Annotated in this window: 16 protein-coding genes; 5 read left to right on the forward strand and 11 right to left on the reverse strand. The window is 61.7% G+C overall.

Annotation, left to right across the window (positions count from 1 at the left end):
- Nucleotides 1–5 precede the first annotated feature (5 nt).
- The 4 genes from ACZ5IL_RS02435 to ACZ5IL_RS02450 are packed head-to-tail and all read right to left on the reverse strand — an operon-like array spanning nt 6 to nt 2,435.
- Nucleotides 6–449, reverse strand: coding sequence for a DUF1178 family protein (locus ACZ5IL_RS02435; RefSeq protein WP_464594952.1), 444 nt, complete (start codon nt 447–449; stop codon nt 6–8).
- A complete protein-coding gene (locus ACZ5IL_RS02440) occupies nt 446–688 on the reverse strand; it encodes a DUF1178 family protein (RefSeq protein ID WP_425907695.1) in 243 nt (80 codons plus the stop codon). The genes ACZ5IL_RS02435 and ACZ5IL_RS02440 overlap by 4 nt, the downstream gene beginning before the upstream one ends.
- Entirely contained in the window at nt 685–1,566 is an 882-nt protein-coding gene (locus ACZ5IL_RS02445) for a carbon-nitrogen hydrolase family protein (protein ID WP_464594953.1), read from the reverse strand. Before ACZ5IL_RS02445 ends, ACZ5IL_RS02440 begins: the two co-directional genes overlap by 4 nt.
- 53 nt (nt 1,567–1,619) lie before the next feature.
- Nucleotides 1,620–2,435 carry a ComF family protein gene (locus ACZ5IL_RS02450; protein ID WP_464594954.1) on the reverse strand — a complete coding sequence of 272 codons (816 nt, stop codon included), beginning with the start codon at nt 2,433–2,435 and terminating at the stop codon, nt 1,620–1,622.
- Between the two features lie 89 nt (nt 2,436–2,524).
- On the opposite strand from ACZ5IL_RS02450, the gene ACZ5IL_RS02455 reads away from it, so the two are divergent.
- On the forward strand, nt 2,525–3,397 hold the full coding sequence (locus ACZ5IL_RS02455; protein WP_464594955.1) for a methyltransferase domain-containing protein: 873 nt from the start codon (nt 2,525–2,527) through the stop codon (nt 3,395–3,397).
- 134 nt (nt 3,398–3,531) lie between these two features.
- Here the strand turns inward: ACZ5IL_RS02455 and mutT are convergent, their stop codons facing one another.
- From mutT to ACZ5IL_RS02470, 3 genes are all read right to left on the reverse strand, one after another.
- On the reverse strand, nt 3,532–3,933 hold the full coding sequence (gene mutT / locus ACZ5IL_RS02460; protein WP_464594956.1) for an 8-oxo-dGTP diphosphatase MutT: 402 nt from the start codon (nt 3,931–3,933) through the stop codon (nt 3,532–3,534).
- Nucleotides 3,930–5,171, reverse strand: coding sequence for a bifunctional glutamate N-acetyltransferase/amino-acid acetyltransferase ArgJ (gene argJ, locus ACZ5IL_RS02465; RefSeq protein ID WP_464594958.1), 1,242 nt, complete (start codon nt 5,169–5,171; stop codon nt 3,930–3,932). Before argJ ends, mutT begins: the two co-directional genes overlap by 4 nt.
- 162 nt (nt 5,172–5,333) lie before the next feature.
- The gene (locus tag ACZ5IL_RS02470; protein ID WP_464594959.1) at nt 5,334–6,251 is read right to left on the reverse strand and encodes a peptidylprolyl isomerase; all 918 of its coding nucleotides are present in this window, start codon (nt 6,249–6,251) and stop codon (nt 5,334–5,336) included.
- A 519-nt stretch (nt 6,252–6,770) separates the two neighbouring features.
- On the opposite strand from ACZ5IL_RS02470, the gene secA reads away from it, so the two are divergent.
- Nucleotides 6,771–9,632: a preprotein translocase subunit SecA gene (gene secA, locus ACZ5IL_RS02475; protein ID WP_464594960.1), complete on the forward strand. Its 2,862-nt coding sequence runs from the start codon at nt 6,771–6,773 to the stop codon at nt 9,630–9,632.
- A gap of 199 nt (nt 9,633–9,831) precedes the next feature.
- On the opposite strand, the gene ACZ5IL_RS02480 is transcribed toward secA, so the two are convergent.
- From ACZ5IL_RS02480 to ACZ5IL_RS02495, 4 genes are all read right to left on the reverse strand, one after another.
- Nucleotides 9,832–11,325: a L,D-transpeptidase family protein gene (locus ACZ5IL_RS02480; protein ID WP_464594962.1), complete on the reverse strand. Its 1,494-nt coding sequence runs from the start codon at nt 11,323–11,325 to the stop codon at nt 9,832–9,834.
- A gap of 317 nt (nt 11,326–11,642) precedes the next feature.
- Entirely contained in the window at nt 11,643–12,605 is a 963-nt protein-coding gene (locus ACZ5IL_RS02485) for an acetyl-CoA carboxylase carboxyltransferase subunit alpha (RefSeq protein WP_425907711.1), read from the reverse strand.
- Between the two features lie 240 nt (nt 12,606–12,845).
- Entirely contained in the window at nt 12,846–13,805 is a 960-nt protein-coding gene (xerD, locus tag ACZ5IL_RS02490) for a site-specific tyrosine recombinase XerD (RefSeq protein ID WP_464594964.1), read from the reverse strand.
- Between the two features lie 16 nt (nt 13,806–13,821).
- Nucleotides 13,822–13,968 (reverse strand): histidine kinase, encoded by a 147-nt coding sequence (locus ACZ5IL_RS02495; RefSeq protein ID WP_464594965.1) that lies wholly within the window; start codon nt 13,966–13,968, stop codon nt 13,822–13,824.
- Nucleotides 13,969–14,202: 234 nt separating this feature from the next.
- Here ACZ5IL_RS02495 and ACZ5IL_RS02500 point away from each other — a divergent pair, with 234 nt between their 5' ends.
- From ACZ5IL_RS02500 to ACZ5IL_RS02510, 3 genes are all read left to right on the forward strand, one after another.
- On the forward strand, nt 14,203–14,838 hold the full coding sequence (locus ACZ5IL_RS02500) for a shikimate kinase (RefSeq protein WP_464594966.1): 636 nt from the start codon (nt 14,203–14,205) through the stop codon (nt 14,836–14,838).
- Entirely contained in the window at nt 14,835–15,986 is a 1,152-nt protein-coding gene (gene aroB / locus ACZ5IL_RS02505) for a 3-dehydroquinate synthase (protein ID WP_464594967.1), read from the forward strand. The genes ACZ5IL_RS02500 and aroB overlap by 4 nt, the downstream gene beginning before the upstream one ends.
- A gap of 340 nt (nt 15,987–16,326) precedes the next feature.
- A complete protein-coding gene (locus ACZ5IL_RS02510) occupies nt 16,327–17,646 on the forward strand; it encodes a hemolysin family protein (RefSeq protein WP_464594968.1) in 1,320 nt (439 codons plus the stop codon).
- Nucleotides 17,647–17,657 lie beyond the last annotated feature (11 nt).

Raw genomic sequence — 17,657 nt, forward strand, 5'->3', positions numbered from 1 at the left:
GCCCGTTAGTTCCGGTTGTCCCGCAGCACCGGCAGCGACCCGACCTCGACGCCTTCCTCGATCAGCGATCTCGCTTCCTCGGGCGAGGCCTCGCCGTAGATCGGGCGATGCTCGATATCGCCGTAATGCATTTTGCGAGCTTCGTTCGGAAACCGTGCGCCGACATTGTCGGCGTTCTTGACGAGATGATCATGCAATTGTTTGAGCTCAGCCCGCAGCTCGCGCCCCTCCGCCATTGTTGCTGATGTGGATGAGTCCGCAGGTGCCGCCGATCCGCGCTTTTTGGTGCCGGCGATCCTTGGCGTCATGATCGCCTTCTCGACCTTGGCAGAGCCACAGATCGCGCAGGTCACAAGCTTGCGCTTGACCTGTGAATCATAGGCCGACGAGCTCTGAAACCAGCTTTCGAAGGTATGGCCACCATCGCAACGCAGGTTGTAGCGGATCATGCCGAACCTCCTCGCTCGGGAGGCTCATCTATCGTAAATGCGGGAGCGACTGCGAGTCTCGGCGAGCGGCGCTTGGAGCCGGCAATCTGCGGTGCCATGATCGCCTTCTCGACATTCGCCGAGCCGCAGAGCGCGCAGGTCACAAGCTTGCGCTTGACCTGCGCGTCGTAGGACGAGGAGCTCTGAAACCAGCTCTCGAAAGTGTGGCCCCGCTCGCAGCGCAGGGTGTAGCGGATCATGCAGAGCCTCGCACAAGATGCAGATGGTCGCTTGCCGACTTGTGGTCGACGAGGGAAAAGCGCCGCCCATGCTGTAATGAGGGTACGGCCTTGCGCGCGGTCGCGACGTTGGCCGGATCGATCGTAGCCAACACGATGCCGGGTTCGGTGCCGCTCGCTTCGGCCAACACTGTGCCCCACGGATCGACGATCAGCGAATGGCCGAACGTTTCGCGGTTGTTGTCGTGCATTCCGCCTTGGGCGGCGGCAAACACGAAGGAACCGTTCTCGATCGCGCGAGCGCGCAACAGGGTGTGCCAATGCGCCTCGCCGGTCTTCCTGGTGAAGGCCGCTGGCACCGTGAGGAACGACGCGCCGGCTTCGGCCAGCGCGCGATACAGCGCAGGAAAACGGACGTCGTAGCAGATCGTCATGCCCAGCCTGCCCCAGGGCAGGTCCGTTATCACGGCAGTCTCGCCCGGTTGATAGTTGGCCGACTCCCGATAGCTTTCGCCGCCTCCGAGGTCGATGTCGAACATGTGAATCTTGTCATAGCGCGCGAGGATGTCGCCGGACGGTCCGATCAGAAACGAGCGGTTGACGGCTTTCTCAGCCGTGAGCCGCAATGCGAGAGAGCCGACGTTGAGGTAAATTTTCAATTCGCGCGCAAGATCGCGATAACCGCTGAGCGAGCGGTCGTCGTCCTCGGTCCGAAGATGCTCAAAGAGTGCGACGCGATCGGCCTGCATGATGTTGCTGGCTTCGGGGGTCTGTACGAAGTCAGCACCCTGCGCCGCCGCCTCGCGAATCAGCCTTGAACCCTGATCGAAATTCGGCTCGGGAAAAAGACCGCTCCGCATCTGGATCATTGCGGCGATGAACGTGGGCTTGGTGTTCATGTTCTTGCCTTTCGCCCGCGAAAGCAGAACAAGGCTCCGGGGTCAAAGCTCAATTATATGGGGGCTTTCATGGTGTCGACAACCCGCGCGAATACCAGCACATCTACCTGTGCGGCTTTCGCGCGCAGCAGGACGCGCGCGCAGGCATCCACTGTGGCGCCAGACGTCAGGACGTCGTCGATCAGGATGACGCGGCGGCCCTGGATTTGGCTGGTGCGTTCCGCCGCGACTTTGAACGCGCCCTGCACATTGCGGGCGCGGTCATTTCGCGACAATCCAACCTGTTGCCGGGTCGGACGGGTGCGCCGCAGCGCGTCCGACGCGACCGGAATTCCGGATTGTCGGGCGATGACGCGCGCCAGCACGCCCGATTGGTTGTAGCGGCGGCTCCAGCCGCGTCGCCAGTGCAGCGGCACCGGGATCAGAACGTCGGCGCCGTCGAGCAATTCCGAGCCCGCACGAGCCATCCAGCGGCCCATCGCGGGCGCGAGATCGGTGCGGTCCTGATACTTCAGTGCATGAACCAGGACCTTGGCGACGTCGTCATAGCGTACCGCAGCGCGGGCGCGCTGATAGGCCGGGGGATTGGCAATCGCCTCCATCGACAGCATGCCGGAACCCGGATCATAAACAAAGGGCGTGCCGAGCCGAGGACAATAAGGACGTTCGATGAACGACAATTGCGTCCAGCAATCCGCACAGACGCCGACGCCAGCCACCGGTTCGCGGCAGGCGACACAGAGCGTTGGCAGCGCGATGTCCAGCGCCGAGCGCGCCGCATGGGACATGACGTCGCGACACGCGCGCCATGCTCCGCGCAGCGGATTGGCTTGCTGCGGCGAAACCAGGTTGTCCGTTGTGGTATCCATATCGGAAGGCTATTCCTCGAGGTGGCGGTACTCAAGCCAGACAAAGCAGGTCCTTTGCAATCGCGTTACGGCGGATTGCCAGCGACGGGATGATCGGCGTACCAAGCCGCATGGCTCCGAACCAATCCTCGCCGCCTGTTTTGTTCGATCGCACCCTGCTGCGCGTGCGTCAGCGCCGTGCGGCCAGGATGGGAGCGGTGCCGTTTCTGCTCGATCGCGTCGCGGAGGATATGGCGGAGCGGCTGAATGCCGTGTTGCGCGAATTTCAACACGCGGCGGATGTCGGCACGCCGGGCGATCAGATGCGCGGCGCGCTCTCGGCTCGTCTCAGAGAGACTGCGCGCGTCGATCTCCCGATTGACGAGAGCGAAGCCGTGCGGTTGTCGCCGGACTCCCTCGATCTTGCCGTCTCCGGACTTGCCTTCCAGTTTGTCAATGATCTTCCGGGCCTGCTGGTGCAGATCCGCCGTGCCCTGAAGCCGGACGGATTTCTGCTGGCAGCCACGATCGGTGGCGAGACGCTCACCGAGCTGCGTCAGGCGTTCGCGATAGCCGAGGCGGAGCTTGAGGGTGGCATCTCGCCGCGGGTCGCGCCGTTCGCCGACCTTCGCGATGTCGGCGCGCTGCTGCAACGCGCGGGCTTCGCACTGCCGGTGACGGACGTCGACCGCGTCGTAGTGCGCTATAACGATGCTTTTGCGCTGATGCATGATCTGCGTCGCATGGGCGCGACCAATATCATGGCCGAACGGCGGAGGACGCCTTTGCGCCGCGCAACGCTGCTACGGATGGCGCAAATCTATCATGAGCGCTTCACTGATCCCGACGGTCGCATCCGCGCCACCTTCGATATCGTCTGGCTCTCGGGATGGGCGCCGCATGAGAGCCAGCAGAAGCCGTTGCAGCCCGGTTCGGCGAAAGCGAGCCTGGAGGACGCGGTGAAGGGGCGTGGCAAGACTTGAAAAATAGTGTCCCGGGCGCGATGCGGCATTCCCGACGCCGCTCCGCAGAACCGGGATTGCCGAAACGTATTCCGTGCATGAGTCCCGACTCTGCACAGCACCGTTTCGCGCTGCGCCGCGCCCGGGGCGCGAACTCACATCAACAGATCAACCAGCGGCGGAATAAGAGGGATATCCGCGGGCGGCATCGGGTAGTCGCGAAGCTTGTTGGCCCGAACCCACTTCAGCGCCTGCCCCTCTTTTGAGGTCACCGCGCCTTCCCAGCGCCGGCAGATGTAGAGCGGCATCAGCAGATGGAAGCTCTCGTAAGCGTGGCTCGCGAAGGTCAGCGGCGCCAGGCACCCCTCCTGCGTGACGATGCCGAGCTCCTCGCGTAGCTCACGAATCAGCGCCTCTTCGGGGCGTTCTCCAGGCTCGAACTTGCCGCCGGGAAATTCCCACAGGCCGGCAAGCTGCTTGCCTTCCGGTCGCTGCGCGATCAGCACCCGGTTGTCGGTGTCGATCAGGGCGCAGGCGACGACGAGTGTGAGTTTCACGACCTGTAATCGCCGTTGATTGCGACATACTCCTTGGTGAGGTCGCAGGTCAGCACGCGGTCGCGGCCCTTGCCGAGACCTAGCGTCGTCTTGATCTGAATCCTGTCGTTCTTCATGGCTTTCGAGACTTCCGCCTCGTCGTAAGACGGATCCCGCGCGCCGCTTTTGGCGACGCGAATGCCGTTGAAATAGATCGATAGCTTGTCGCGGTCGGCCGGCTCTCCAGCCTTGCCCACCGCCATCACCACGCGACCCCAGTTGGCGTCCTCGCCGGCGATCGCGGTTTTTACCAGAGGCGAGTTGGCGATCGATTTGGCGATCCTGCGCGCCGATGTCTTCGACGTTGCGCCTTCGACGATGACCTCGACCAGCTTGCGCGCGCCTTCGCCGTCGCGCGCCACCTGTTCGGCAAGATTGGCCAGTACGCCGTGAAATGCTTTCGCGAACGCTTTCAGGCGCGGATCGCTGGCGCGGGTAATTTTCGGCGCGCCGCGGGCGCTTGCGGCGCCGGTCGCGAACGCTAGTAGGGTGTCGGAGGTGGAGGTGTCGCTGTCGATGGTGACGGCGTTGAAGGTGTCTTCGACACCGTTTTTCAACAGCGATTGCAATGCTGTCGCCGCTATCGGCGCATCGGTAAAGACAAAGGAGAGCATGGTCGCCATGTCGGGCGCGATCATGCCAGCGCCCTTGGCGATGCCGTTGATGGTGACGGTCGCCTTGCCGAGCTTCACCCTGGCGGTTGCAACCTTGGGGAAAGTATCGGTGGTCATGATGGCGCGCGCCGCGTCCATCCAGCGATCCGGCACGGCGTCGCGCGCCAATGTCTCCAGCACGCCGTTGAATTTCGTGGCGTCGAGCGGTTCGCCGATCACGCCGGTCGAGGCGAGATAGATGTCGCTTGCCTTGCAGCCGGCCGCCTTGGCGGCGACGTCGGCGGTCAGCTTGGTCGCCTGGCGGCCGGTTTTGCCGGTGAAGGCGTTGGCGTTGCCCGAATTCACCACCAAGGCCCGCGCGTTCCCACTTTTCAGTCGGGCGCGGCACCACTCGACCGGCGCCGACGGGCACTTGGATTTGGTGAACACCCCGGCCACCGTCGTGCCCTTGTCCAGCAGCGCCAGCAATACATCGGTGCGGCCCTTGTAGCGGATGCCGGCAGCGGCGGTCGCGAGGCGCACGCCCGCGATTTCGGGCATATCGGGGACATCGGTCGGGGCGAGGGGAGAAATGCCGGTGGACATGTGTGAGGCCTGTCGACAGCAAATTTTGTCGTCATGGCCGGATTTATTCCGGCCATCCACGTCTTTCTTGCGCTGAGCGGATTCCAAAGACGTGGATGGCCGGGACGAGCCCGACCATGACGATTGTCAATACTATCGGTTTCAACGACGCGACAGCGAATTTTACTTCGCGGGCGTTTTGCCGTCTGCGGGTTTGGTAGAGCTGGCCTTGTCCCCGCTTGCATTCGCGGGGTGGGCTGGCTTGTCCATACGCTCGACCTTGGCGGCCTCGCGCAGCTTGGTGACGTATTCCGCCTGCGCCTTTCGTGTCACAAACTGCTCGACTTGCGGCTTCACCTCGTCAAAGTCGGGGGCCTTGCGGGCGCGCTTTTCCTCGACCTTGATGATGTGCCAACCGAACTGGGTTTTGATCGGGTCGGAAATCTTGCCGGGCTCCAGCGCGAAGGCGACCTTTGAAAATTCCGGTACCATCTGCTCCTTGGTAAAGAAGCCGAGGTCGCCGCCGTCGGAGGCGCCGGGATCCTTGGATTCCTTCTTGGCGAGTTCGACGAAGTCTGCGCCCTTCTTCAACTCGTCCTCAATCTTCTTGGCCTCGTCCTCTGTCTGCACCAGGATGTGGCGCGCATGAACCTCCTGTTCGCTGGTGATCTGCTTGGAGGCATCCGCATAGACCGTCTTCATGGCATCGTCGGTGATCGCCGCTTTAGCTTGGGATGCCAGCAGTCGGTCCATCAGCAGGCGGTCGCGGGCGAAGGCGAGCCGTTTTTTGAACTCCTCGCTGTTTTCAATTTTCTTTTCTTCTGCGGCCTTGGCGATGATCTTCATGTCGATAAGGAAAGACAGCACATTCTCCTGCTTCGCCGCCGGATCCATCTGCGCGAGGCTCGGACCCAGTTCCTCCGTAGCAAGATTAACGTCGCTCTGGTGGATCTCGGAGCCGTTAACCTTTGCCAGCACGGGATCCGCATCGGCGCGGAGCGGTGTGCCGACGAACAAGACCGCGGCCAGGCAGCCGCCGAGAGCGGACGAAGCCAGGCGAACGCGCAGACTGTATTTTGTTGCGGGCAATGAGATGGTCATGGGATCCTTGATCTCCGGGAGGAGGATGTGGGCGGACACTCGCTCAATCGTGGGTTCTTGGCAATGCGAAAACTCTGTCAAAATCATGAACGCCCAGACCGGTGGACGCTGCCGCTTTTGGCGCAAACGCTTCGGATCGGTGCTCCGGCCACCGTTGACAACCCACGGGGCCGGCCATATTTCTGCCGGACGGTCGACGGCAAAGGCGGGTTCTGGCTGTGCTTTTGCGATTGAACCCCGGGTCACCGAATCTCAACCCATATGCGGACGCTCGGCTTTCGGGACTTACGGCCCTGATGCGTCACGATGAGTTGAGTTGATAGGCGGCTTGTGCGGTGGTTGCGAAGTTCGCTGTGCAGAACCAAGGCGAACTTTTGGGTTCGGACACTATAGCGTTCTCGAGCGGGATGACCGGTCGCGTGAAGCAAACTCGTTGCCGCTTCTGATCCATCAGAAGCGGAGGGTTCAGGAGACTACCCACATGGCTGCAACGGCGAACCGCGAAGACAGGAATTTGGGATGATTGGCGCGTTTGCCCGCAAGTTTTTCGGTTCCGCCAACGATCGGCGGGTCAAGGGATATCAATCCCGCCTCAAAGCCATTAACGCCTTGGAGCCCGAAATCGCCGCGCTGTCCGATGAGGCGGTGCGGGCGCGCACCGCCGAATTCAAGGAGCAGCTTGCGAGCGGCAAAACCCTCGACGACATTCTAGTTCCCGCCTTCGCCACAGTGCGCGAGGCAGCCAAGCGAACCCTCGGCCAGCGGCATTTCGACGTGCAGTTGATCGGCGGCATGGTGCTGCACGAGGGCGATATCGCCGAGATGAAGACCGGCGAAGGCAAGACGCTGGTCGCCACGCTTGCCGTTTATCTCAACGCGCTCGCCGGCAATGGCGTTCACGTCGTCACCGTCAACGATTATCTCGCACGCCGCGACGCCGGCTGGATGTCGCAGATCTACTCCTTCCTCGGCCTCACCACCGGCGTGATCGTGCACGGCCTCGACGACGTCGAGCGCAAGGTAGCCTATGCCTGCGACATCACCTACGGCACCAACAACGAGTATGGCTTCGACTATCTGCGCGACAATATGAAGTACCGGCTGGAGGATATGGTCCAGCGCGAGCACTTCTTCGCTATCGTCGACGAGGTTGACTCGATTCTGATCGACGAAGCGCGGACGCCGCTGATCATTTCGGGCCCGCTGGACGACCGCTCCGAATTTTACAACACCATCGACACCTTCATGCCGAATCTCGAGAAGGTGGCGGACTACGAGGTCGACGAGAAGCAGCGCACGGTGGCGCTCACCGAAGCCGGCATGGAGAAGATCGAGACGCTGCTGCGCGAGGCCGGCCAGCTCAAAGGTGACTCGCTTTACGACGTCGAGAACGTCTCCGTCGTCCACCACATCAACCAGGCGCTGCGCGCGCATTCGCTGTTCACCCGCGACAAGGACTACATTGTCCGCGACGGCGAGGTCGTCATCATCGATGAATTCACTGGCCGCATGATGCCGGGTCGCCGCTATTCGGAAGGCTTGCATCAGGCGCTGGAAGCGAAAGAGCATCAGCCGGTGCAGCCGGAGAACCAGACGCTCGCCTCCATCACCTTCCAGAACTACTTCCGGATGTACAAGAAGCTCGCGGGCATGACCGGCACGGCGTCGACGGAAGCCGACGAACTGGCCGACATCTACAAGCTCGAAGTCGTCGAGATACCGACGAACCTGCCGATTGCGCGTCTCGACGAGGACGACGAGGTCTACCGCACCCAGAACGAGAAATACGCCGCGATCCTGGCTGAGGTTGAGCGCGCCAATGCGCGGATGCAGCCTGTGCTGGTCGGCACCGCCTCGATCGAGAAATCCGAGGTGCTCGCCGATTATCTGAAGAAGCATGGTTACAAGCAGATCGACTTCAGCGATCCGAAATCGATGCGGAAGCTGTACGCTGCGGCTCGTGCGGGCAAACCGGCAAAGCTGTTTGCGGTGCTGAACGCCCGCTTCCATGAGCAGGAAGCTTATATTGTCGCCGAGGCCGGCGTGCCCGGCGCGATCACCATCGCGACCAACATGGCCGGTCGCGGCACCGATATCAAACTCGGCGGCTCGCTGGAGATGCGCGCTCAAGTCGAGACGGCCGACATCGCAGACGAAGCTGAAAGAGAAGCGAAAATAGGGGAAGTCAAGGCCGATATCGAGCGCTTCCGCGACATGGTGCTTAAGGCGGAGGAGATCGTCGAGATCGAGCCGGCCAAGGGTTCAAAGCCGGCCAAGACTGTGACCCGCCCGGGCGGGCTCTACATCATCGGTTCGGAACGCCACGAGTCGCGGCGCATCGACAACCAGTTGCGCGGCCGCTCCGGCCGCCAGGGCGATCCTGGCCGTTCGAAATTCTTCCTGTCGCTGGACGATGACCTGATGCGGATCTTCGGGTCGGATCGGCTCGACACCATGCTGCAGCGGCTTGGCCTGAAGGAAGGCGAGGCCATCACCCACCCCTGGATCAATAAGGCGCTGGAGAAAGCACAGCAGAAGGTCGAGGCGCGCAACTTCGACATCCGCAAGAATTTGCTGAAGTACGATGACGTGCAGAACGACCAGCGCAAGGTGATCTTCGAACAGCGCGTCGATCTGATGCAGAACGACAGCGTCGCCGAAACCGTCGTCGACATGCGCCATGCGTTCGTCGAGGACCTCGTCACAAAGCATGTGCCGGAGAACCAGTACCCTGAGCAGTGGGATGTCGCTGGCCTAAAAGAAGAGCTGAACCGCGTGCTCGATATCGAGTTGCCGGTGGATGAATGGGCCGCAGAAGAAGGCATTGCCGGCGAGGAGTTGCTGTCGCGTATCGAAAGCCGTGTCGACGAGCATATGGCGGCCAAGGTCGGGCAATGGGGGCCTGACGTCATGCGCTACGTCGAGAAGACCATCCTGCTGCAGACCCTGGACCATCTCTGGCGCGAACACCTGGTGATGCTGGATCATCTGCGTCAGGTCATCGGCCTGCGCGGCTATGGTCAGCGCGATCCGCTACAGGAATACAAGTCGGAAGCCTTTTCCCTGTTCGAAAGCTTGATTGCCAATCTGCGCGAGGCGGTGACGGGGCAGTTGATGCGCGTCGAGATCGTGCCGCCCGAGGAGGAACAGCCGGCGCTGCCTGTGATGGAAGCCCATAAGTTCGATCCGAATACCGGCGAGGACGAGATGGCGTTTGCGCAAAGCAGTTTTGCCGGGGTCTCGCTGGCGCCGGCAGCGCATGCGGACCGTTCCAGCCGCGATCCGAATAATCCGGCGAGCTGGGGCAAGGTCGGCCGCAATGAGGATTGTCCTTGCGGTTCAGGCAAGAAGTACAAGCATTGCCACGGCCGCTACGCCTGAAGCCCTTTCCACGCGGCTGTCATTCCTGCCGGCGAGCGACCTCGAGCGCTTCGAGCGAAGTGGATACCGGTTCGCGTGAAAAACGCGTCAGATTTAAATTATTGAGCCACGCTTTGATTCTGTCAGAATCAGAAGCGGAAAAGCTCTTAAGGCCTTCGTCGCCGCGCTCGGAATAACGCCCGTCCGACAGTTCTGGATGTTACCGGGATACCGAGAAGCGGCTATCGAACGAGTTCGATGACGCCACCGGCGCTGCGCTCGGAATCGAAGCCGTCGCGGGGGTGGGCGCGTCGACTGCGGGCTTGAGCGGGGGCCGCGCGGTTGCGACGTGTTCAGGCTTAGCTCCCTTTTCAGCGGTCTTCTCTGCCGTTTTGGGCGCTGCGTGTTTCTCCACGGCCGGGCGAGACGGAACGCTGCGCGCCGGAGTTGCCGTCTTCGGCTTGGCCGGAGCAGACTCTTTGGGTTTGGCCGAAGCCGAAACAGATTCCTTGGTTGTGGCGGTCGTGTCGGCGTCTCCGAAACCCATCTTGCGGGCAAGATTGCTGAAGATGCCGTTCGGCTTGGAGGGGGCGAGCAAAGATGACGACGGCCTTGTCGCGTCGGCCTCCGGTTCGTAGGAGGTCGCGACTGTCGCTGCTGCCGAATTGCGTGGCGGGTTGACCGTCGGTGGAATGGTGCCAGGCGCCGGCGAAAACGCCGTGGCCTTCAGGCCGGGTTCCACGGGGTCTGAAAGTCCCGTCTGACCCTCGGGCAGCTTGGCGGCGAACACCCGGTTCATGCCGCCGTCGATTCCGGTGTTGAGTTTGGCGACCGGCGATCCCTTCGAGATCAGGTTGGCTATTTCGGTATTGTCGCGCTGCTGCTTCTCGCGCACGGCGCTTGCGATCTCGTCAGGCACCGCATAGGCCGGACACTTCGCCGAGGCATTGAACTCAAGCGGCCTGGCGGAGCCGGGCGGGGACGCCGGATCAAACACGTACTTGTGCTCGCAGAACGCGACCTTCGGTTCTTGATGCGTCGCCTCGAAATGATCGTTGCCTTCCTTGATCATTTTCCAGAACGGCATGTTCGGGTTGTTGCGATGCTTCGCAAAGTTTACGGGCGTCATGCGGAACGGATAGGCCTGGAACTGGAAGGCGCGCTGACCGCCGAAGAATGACTCCCGTCCAATTGCATAGATTTCGGCGATCTGCTCGTCGGTCATGGCGTAGCAGCCGCGCGAGGAACAGTCGCCATGCACCATCAATTCGGAACCAGTATGACCCAGCGACTTGTCGTAGGCGTTGGGATAGCCAGTGTTGAACGAGAGGTAGTAGGCGGAGCGCGGATTCATTTGCGCCGGCGAGATGCTGTAGAATCCTTCCGGAGCCTGACGGTCCCCCTCGCGTGTCTTCGGGCCGAGATCGCCGGACCAGCGGCAGATCGGGTAGGTCTTGAGTAAGGCGAACTTGCCAGACCGGTCCTGCTTCCAAACCTCGAGTTCGGCTTCCTGCTTGAATAGCCTGACCAGGATCGGCGATTGCAGCTCCATGTCCTTCGCGGTCATGGCGGCGACAACCTTGGGCGGCACCGGCTGGTTGGCTTTGGCGTTGCTCGCGAGTGAGGCGTCGTCGGTGTTGCAGCCGGCCAGAAGCGCACCGCCCGTCAGCACGGCAAAGGTCACGATCGCGCGAGCAGCCGAGCGATTGATCAAAGCAAAGCTCCGCAAAGGACGGGCAAGCTGCACCCCAAATTCATGGCATCGTGCCCCAAGCCATTGAATAAAATATTATCCTTAAGCCTCCGGGCCCGCAAGCCAAGTGGAACCGAACAAGATGAACTACGACTTCGAGTGGTGAATGGAGACTAAATATTCCGGACGGGGCTGAATTAGGGCGGTTCAGCGGCTTCCGGAACCAAAGCCATGCTCTAATTCTAAGCGATGGGATTTGCCGGGACCCGGACCCGGTTCCGACAATCGAAAAGAGGCACAGATTTGTGTCGTCGAAACGTGGGTAAAGCGCTTGGTACTCAGCCCAGTTTACGCCCGATTTCGAGGAATTTCTGGCGGCGCTGCTTACGAAGCGAGTCGCGGTCGAGAGTACGCAGATCGTTCAACGCGTCGGCGATAGCGTCCCCGGCAAGCGCGACAGTGGCGGCGGGATCGCGGTGTGCACCGCCCCGCGGCTCCTTGAGGATGGTGTCGATCACGCCGAACCGCAGCAGATCCTGCGCGGTGATTTTCATGTTGGTCGCTGCTTCCTGCGCCTTGCTTCCGTCGCGCCAGAGGATAGACGACGCGGCTTCCGGCGAGATCACGCTATAGATCGCATGTTCCAGCATCAAAACGCGGTTTGCGGTGGCGATCGCGATGGCGCCGCCGGAGCCGCCCTCGCCGATGATCACGGCGATATTGGCGACGCCGAGCGACAGGCACGCGTCGGTCGAGCGCGCGATCGCCTCGGCCTGGCCGCGCTCCTCGGCGCCGATGCCGGGATAAGCTCCGGCGGAATCGACCAGCGACAGCACGGGAATGTCGAAACGGTCGGCCATATCCATCAGCCGGACCGCCTTGCGATAGCCTTCCGGGCGCGCCATCCCGAAATTGTGCTTCAGCCGGCTTTCGGTGGTTGCGCCCTTCTCCTGTCCGATAACGCAGATGCTTTCGCCTCGGAAGCGGCCGAAGCCGCCGATAAGCGCCTCGTCTTCGCCGAACTTTCGGTCGCCGGCCAGCGGCGTGAACTCGGTAATCAGCCCCTTGACGAAATCAGAGAAGTGCGGACGCTGCGGGTGCCGTGCCACCTGGGTTTTCTGCCAGGGAGTCAAGCTGGCGTAGAGATCCTTCAGAGCCTGCGCGGCCTTCTCCTCGATACTGGAAATCTCCTCGCTGATGTCGCTGCCGGAGGCGGCGAGCGCACGGAGTTCGTCGATCTTGGAATCGAGTTCGGCGACGGGTTTTTCGAAATCGAGGTAGCTACGCATGGGATCGGGCATTCCAGCAGTATAGAGACGAAGGCGCGTGGAGGCGAAATCTATCGATCGGATAGAGAAAAGTCTTTTTGTTCAAATATTTAGAAAGTGGGTGAGGCTGGGGGCCCGATGGCTGGTTAGGTACAGTTGAGCGCGAGCGCTCTTTCGCGGCTGATGGGCGTTAAGTCAAGGGTGAAGCGGAATACTTGAAGTCAGGGTCGGGTCGCAATGGTCTGTTCGATGGCGTCTGCGCATGAACGCCGGTCAGGCCTCCGCCAGCGGGTGCAGGTCGCGTACCAGGCTTTTCAGGCGCTCTTCCACGACGTGCGTATAGATTTGCGTGGTCGAGATATCGGTATGGCCGAGCAGCGTCTGTACGATTCGCAGGTCTGCGCCGTTATGCAGCAGATGGCTTGCGAAAGCATGGCGCAGCACGTGCGGTGAGACCAGCCGGGGCGCGAGACCGGCCGCCGCCGCGAGTTCCTTCAGCTCACGCGCAAAGTGCTGGCGTGTCAGGTGACCGCTTTCGCCGAACGATGGAAACAGCCATTTTGGCCGTGCTCCTGCGGCTTTGCCTGCGCCGCGCTGATCGTCCATCGCGACAAGATAGTCTGCCATCGCCTGCCGTGACGCGTTGTTGAGCGGTACCAATCGCTCCTTGTTGCCCTTGCCGCGCACCACGATCATGCGGGCATCGCGCCGCGCCGCCGACAGCGGTAGCGAGACCAGTTCGGATACGCGGAGCCCGGTAGCATATAGCACTTCCAGCAGGCAATACAGCCGCGCCGCGCGCAATCGCCGGGCAGGTGAGATGTCCGGAGATTCGGCATCCATCTTTGCGCGCGCGAGCAGGCGGTCGACATCAGCTATCGTCAGGATTTTCGGCAGGCTGCGTCCGCGCTTTGGACCCGAAAGGATGGCCGCCGGATCGTCGCTCCTGACGCGTTCGCTCAGCAGAAAACGAAACAGGTGACGCATCGCTGACAGACGCCGCGCGACGCTTGATGACTTAAACCCCCTCAGGTCGAGGTCATTGAGATAGTCTCGTAGCGTCTGGGTGCCGGCGATGACGAAATTCTGCCGCGAGCGGGTGAGGAATGCGGATAAGTCCTCGAGATCCCGGCGGTAGGCGTCGAGCGTGTTGTCGCCGGCGCCTTGCTCGGCCGCCAGCATGTCGAGGAACAGGGTGGCCAGCTTCGCGTCGGGGGAATTATCGGATTTCATACCGCAGGGGTAGCAGCTATTTCTTGAGAAATTGATCCGGGTGGATGGTCACCGTCATTTCCCGCGGCGTCGGGTCGACGAAATTCGCCAGCCCGAAAATTACGCCGTAGCCGATCGCACCGAGCGCCGCGACGATTGTCAGAAAGCGGAACAGGCTGGGCATTTGCAGTCCCGAGCACGATATTTACCTTCAGGCGAGCGCAACAAGTACCAACATGTTCGCAAGCCAGGCGCAAGAGTCTCTGGCAACCTCCTTGACGAGAGTAGTATAGCTGGCCGGGATGAGCGGTCCCGACTTGTCGTGGGCTTTGGATTCGAGCATTCGCCGCCGGAAACCATGGAAGGGCCGAATGTCAAATCCACTTCAAACGTGCAACCGCGTTCCAGCAGGTGTCTTTTGACGTCCGAAACCGTTTCACCGACCAACGTCGGCGCATCCCCCGAGACCGCCATAGTCGCGGCGCTCGCCGGGCGGTCGCTGGCGCTTGTCGGCATGATGGGAGCCGGCAAGTCCACCATCGGGCGGCGTCTTGCGGCGCGTCTCGGGATGCGATTCGTCGATGCTGACGTCGAGATCGAGCTCGCGGCCGGAATGTCGATTCCCGAAATTTTCGAAACCCATGGCGAACCCCATTTCCGGGATGGCGAAGCGCGCGTGATCGCGCGGCTGTTGAATGGGGGCCCGATCGTGCTCGCGACCGGTGGTGGCGCCGTGCTGCGCGAGGAAACCCGGGCGCGCCTGTGCGAGCGGGCGGTCTCGATCTGGCTCAAGGCGGACGCCGAGGTGATTCTGCGCCGGGTGAGGCGCCGAGCCGATCGACCCTTGCTGCAAACGGGCGATGCGGCCGCGACGATCGAGCGGCTGATCGCCGAGCGCGAGCCCATCTACCAGCTGGCGAATATCACGGTCGTCTCGCGCGACGCGCCGTACGAACGGATCGTCGATGAATGCATCGGCCTGCTTCATCTCGGGCTTTGCCGCGGCGAAACGACTGCAAAAAAAACTGATGAGGGATTTAACACCACGCAATGACCACTCCGCTGAAAAACCCGGACCCGATCACCGTTGACGTCGCGCTCGGTGAGCGTTCCTACGACATTGTCATCGGCCGGGGCATCCTGCCGTCGCTAGGCGAGCGAATCGCCGCGTTGCGTCCCGGCGCACGCGTCGCCGTCGTCACAGACGAATATGTTGCCACCCATTGGCTTAAGCGAACCGAGGCATCGCTTATCGGTGCCGGTCTCGCAACGTCGCGGATTGTCGTCGACGAAGGGGAGGTCTCAAAGAGTTACGAAGGCGTCGAATTTGTCTGTGAGGAACTGATCAAGGCCAGGATCGAGCGCAACGATCTTGTTGTCGCGCTTGGCGGAGGCGTGGTCGGCGATCTCGCGGGCTTCGCCGCCGCGATCGTACGCCGTGGCGTCGATTTCGTGCAGGTGCCGACCTCGCTGTTGGCGCAGGTAGATTCGTCCGTGGGCGGCAAGACAGGCATCAACTCGCCGCAGGGAAAAAATTTGGTCGGCGCCTTTCACCAGCCGATCTTGGTGGTCGCGGACACTGCCGTGCTGGATACGTTGTCGCCGCGCCAGTTCCGCGCTGGCTATGCCGAAGTCGCCAAATACGGCCTGCTCGGCGATGAGGCGTTCTTCGCGTGGCTGGAAGCCAATCATGCAAGCATCGTCCAGGGCGGCGCGGCGCGCGAGCACGCGGTCGCCACTAGCTGCCGCGCCAAGGCTGCCATCGTCGCTCGCGACGAGCGCGAGACCGGCGAGCGTGCGTTGCTCAATCTCGGACACACCTTCGGCCACGCGCTGGAAGCAGCCACCGGATTTTGCGGTCGCCTTTATCACGGCGAGGGCGTCTCGATCGGCATGGTGTTGGCCGCCGAACTCTCGGCGCAACTCGGAATGATCGCGGCTGCCGATGTGTCTCGCATCCAGCGGCACCTAGCGGCGGCGGGTCTGCCGACGCGCTTGCAGGACATCGCCGGATTCAAGCAAGAAGGCTTGGCCGATGCGGACGCGCTTATGGCGCTGATGGCGCAAGACAAAAAGGTGAAGCGCGGCCGGTTGACCTTCATTCTGCTGAAGGCGATCGGTCAGGCGGTCGTGTCATCGGACGTCGAGCCCTCGATGGTACGGGATTTTCTGGTCCGCAAGCTCGCAGACGCACCGGCCTAGAGCCTTTTCGCTTCTGATGGAATCAGAAGCGAGGCTCTATGATCTTGATTTGACGCATTTTCTTCACGCGAACCGGTTCCCACTTCGCTCGAAAACGCTATAGAGCGGGATGAGAAAAAGTGTGGGGCGGTTTTCCGTCCGCATCCCGCTCCAAATATTGGAATCGATCACGGTCATGATTTTGGGTCGATTCGATTCAAAGTCGTGAACGTGATCAAGTGTTGATCCCGACGTCGCAATGTCCTTACAGCAACTTTGATTCTGACATTCGCAGGCAATGCCTGGTGTGGGGGATGTGAATGGTCGAATCGGATAAGTTCGGCAAGGCCGTGGGGCCGCAATGAGTTCGACTTTCCTGCAGATACTGCTCGCCTTGCTGCTGCTTGCTGCCAACGGGTTCTTCGTTGCGGCGGAATTCGCGCTGGTGAAAAGCCGCGGCTATCGCGTCAAGGCGATGGTGGAACGCGGTCGGTTCGGGGCGCGGCTGATGCGCGACATCTTGGGCAACATCGAGGCCTATCTCGCCTGCTGCCAGCTCGGCATCACCATGGCATCTCTCGGCCTCGGCTGGATCGGCGAGCCAACGGTCGCGGCCCTGCTCGATCCTCTGCTGCGGCCGCTCGGCATGCCGGAACCGGCGCTGCATTTGACCTCGTTCCTGACCGGATTTCTTGTGTTCTCGTCGCTGCACATCGTGATCGGCGAGCAGGTGCCGAAGACCCTGGCGATCCGGCAGCCGGAGCCGGTTTCGCAGTGGATCGCTTATCCGCTGTATGTATCCTACATCCTGTTTTACCCGCTGAACTGGCTGCTCAATTCGGCCTCGCGCGCCATCCTGCGTGCACTTCGCGTCAAGGAAGTCTCGCAACATGACGTGTTGACCGGCGCGGAGATCGAAGGGCTGATCGGTGAATCCGCCGAACACGGCGGAATCGAAAGCGGTGAGGCCGAATACATCCAGAATGTGTTCCGCTTCGGCGATCTCGCGGTGTCGGACGTGATGGTTCATCGCACCGCGATGGTGACGGTCAATGCCGACTTGCCCCCCGAGGACCTCGTCCGCGAGGTGCTTGTTAGCGAATACACCCGCATTCCGCTCTGGCGCGACAAGCCGGAGAACATTGTCGGTGTGCTCCATGCCAAGGATCTATTGCGGGCGATCCACGCCTCGGAGGGCGATATTGCCCGAATCAACGTCAACGCGATTGCGCTGCCGCCGTGGTTCGTGCCGGAGATGCGCCCAGTTTCCGATCAGCTTAAGGCGTTTCGCCGCCGCAAGACTCACTTCGCGCTGGTGGTCGACGAATACGGTGAAGTCGAGGGCATGGTGACGCTGGAAGACGTTCTCGAGGAGATCGTCGGCGATATCTCCGACGAGCACGATGTGGTCGTAGCCGGGGTTCGGCAACAAGCCGACGGTTCGGTCGTGGTGGATGGTTCGGTGCCGATCCGTGATCTCAATCGCGCCATGGACTGGCATCTTCCAGACGAGGAGGCGACCACCATCGCAGGCCTCGTGATTCACGAGGCGCGTTCGATCCCGGAGCGTGGCCAGAATTTTACCTTTTACGGCTTTCGCTTCAGGGTTTTGCGTCGCGAGCGCAATCGCATCACGGCGCTGCGCATTCAGCCGGTGCCGCGCGGAGTGGAGACGATCTAGAACCGCTCGAA

The sequence above is a fragment of the Nitrobacter sp. CN101 genome (assembly GCF_055390255.1).

Excerpts from the sequence above, each read along its gene's own strand:
- xerD (WP_464594964.1), bottom strand. The coding sequence starts at position 13,805 with ATGAAATCCGATAATTCCCCCGACGCGAAGCTGGCCACCCTGTTCCTC.
- aroB (WP_464594967.1), top strand. The coding sequence starts at position 14,835 with ATGACCACTCCGCTGAAAAACCCGGACCCGATCACCGTTGACGTCGCG.
- ACZ5IL_RS02435 (WP_464594952.1), bottom strand. The coding sequence starts at position 449 with ATGATCCGCTACAACCTGCGTTGCGATGGTGGCCATACCTTCGAAAGC.
- ACZ5IL_RS02455 (WP_464594955.1), top strand. The coding sequence starts at position 2,525 with ATGATCGGCGTACCAAGCCGCATGGCTCCGAACCAATCCTCGCCGCCT.
- ACZ5IL_RS02470 (WP_464594959.1), bottom strand. The coding sequence starts at position 6,251 with ATGACCATCTCATTGCCCGCAACAAAATACAGTCTGCGCGTTCGCCTG.
- ACZ5IL_RS02440 (WP_425907695.1), bottom strand. The coding sequence starts at position 688 with ATGATCCGCTACACCCTGCGCTGCGAGCGGGGCCACACTTTCGAGAGC.
- ACZ5IL_RS02450 (WP_464594954.1), bottom strand. The coding sequence starts at position 2,435 with ATGGATACCACAACGGACAACCTGGTTTCGCCGCAGCAAGCCAATCCG.
- argJ (WP_464594958.1), bottom strand. The coding sequence starts at position 5,171 with ATGTCCACCGGCATTTCTCCCCTCGCCCCGACCGATGTCCCCGATATG.
- ACZ5IL_RS02510 (WP_464594968.1), top strand. The coding sequence starts at position 16,327 with ATGAGTTCGACTTTCCTGCAGATACTGCTCGCCTTGCTGCTGCTTGCT.
- ACZ5IL_RS02485 (WP_425907711.1), bottom strand. The coding sequence starts at position 12,605 with ATGCCCGATCCCATGCGTAGCTACCTCGATTTCGAAAAACCCGTCGCC.
- secA (WP_464594960.1), top strand. The coding sequence starts at position 6,771 with ATGATTGGCGCGTTTGCCCGCAAGTTTTTCGGTTCCGCCAACGATCGG.
- ACZ5IL_RS02445 (WP_464594953.1), bottom strand. The coding sequence starts at position 1,566 with ATGAACACCAAGCCCACGTTCATCGCCGCAATGATCCAGATGCGGAGC.
- ACZ5IL_RS02495 (WP_464594965.1), bottom strand. The coding sequence starts at position 13,968 with ATGCCCAGCCTGTTCCGCTTTCTGACAATCGTCGCGGCGCTCGGTGCG.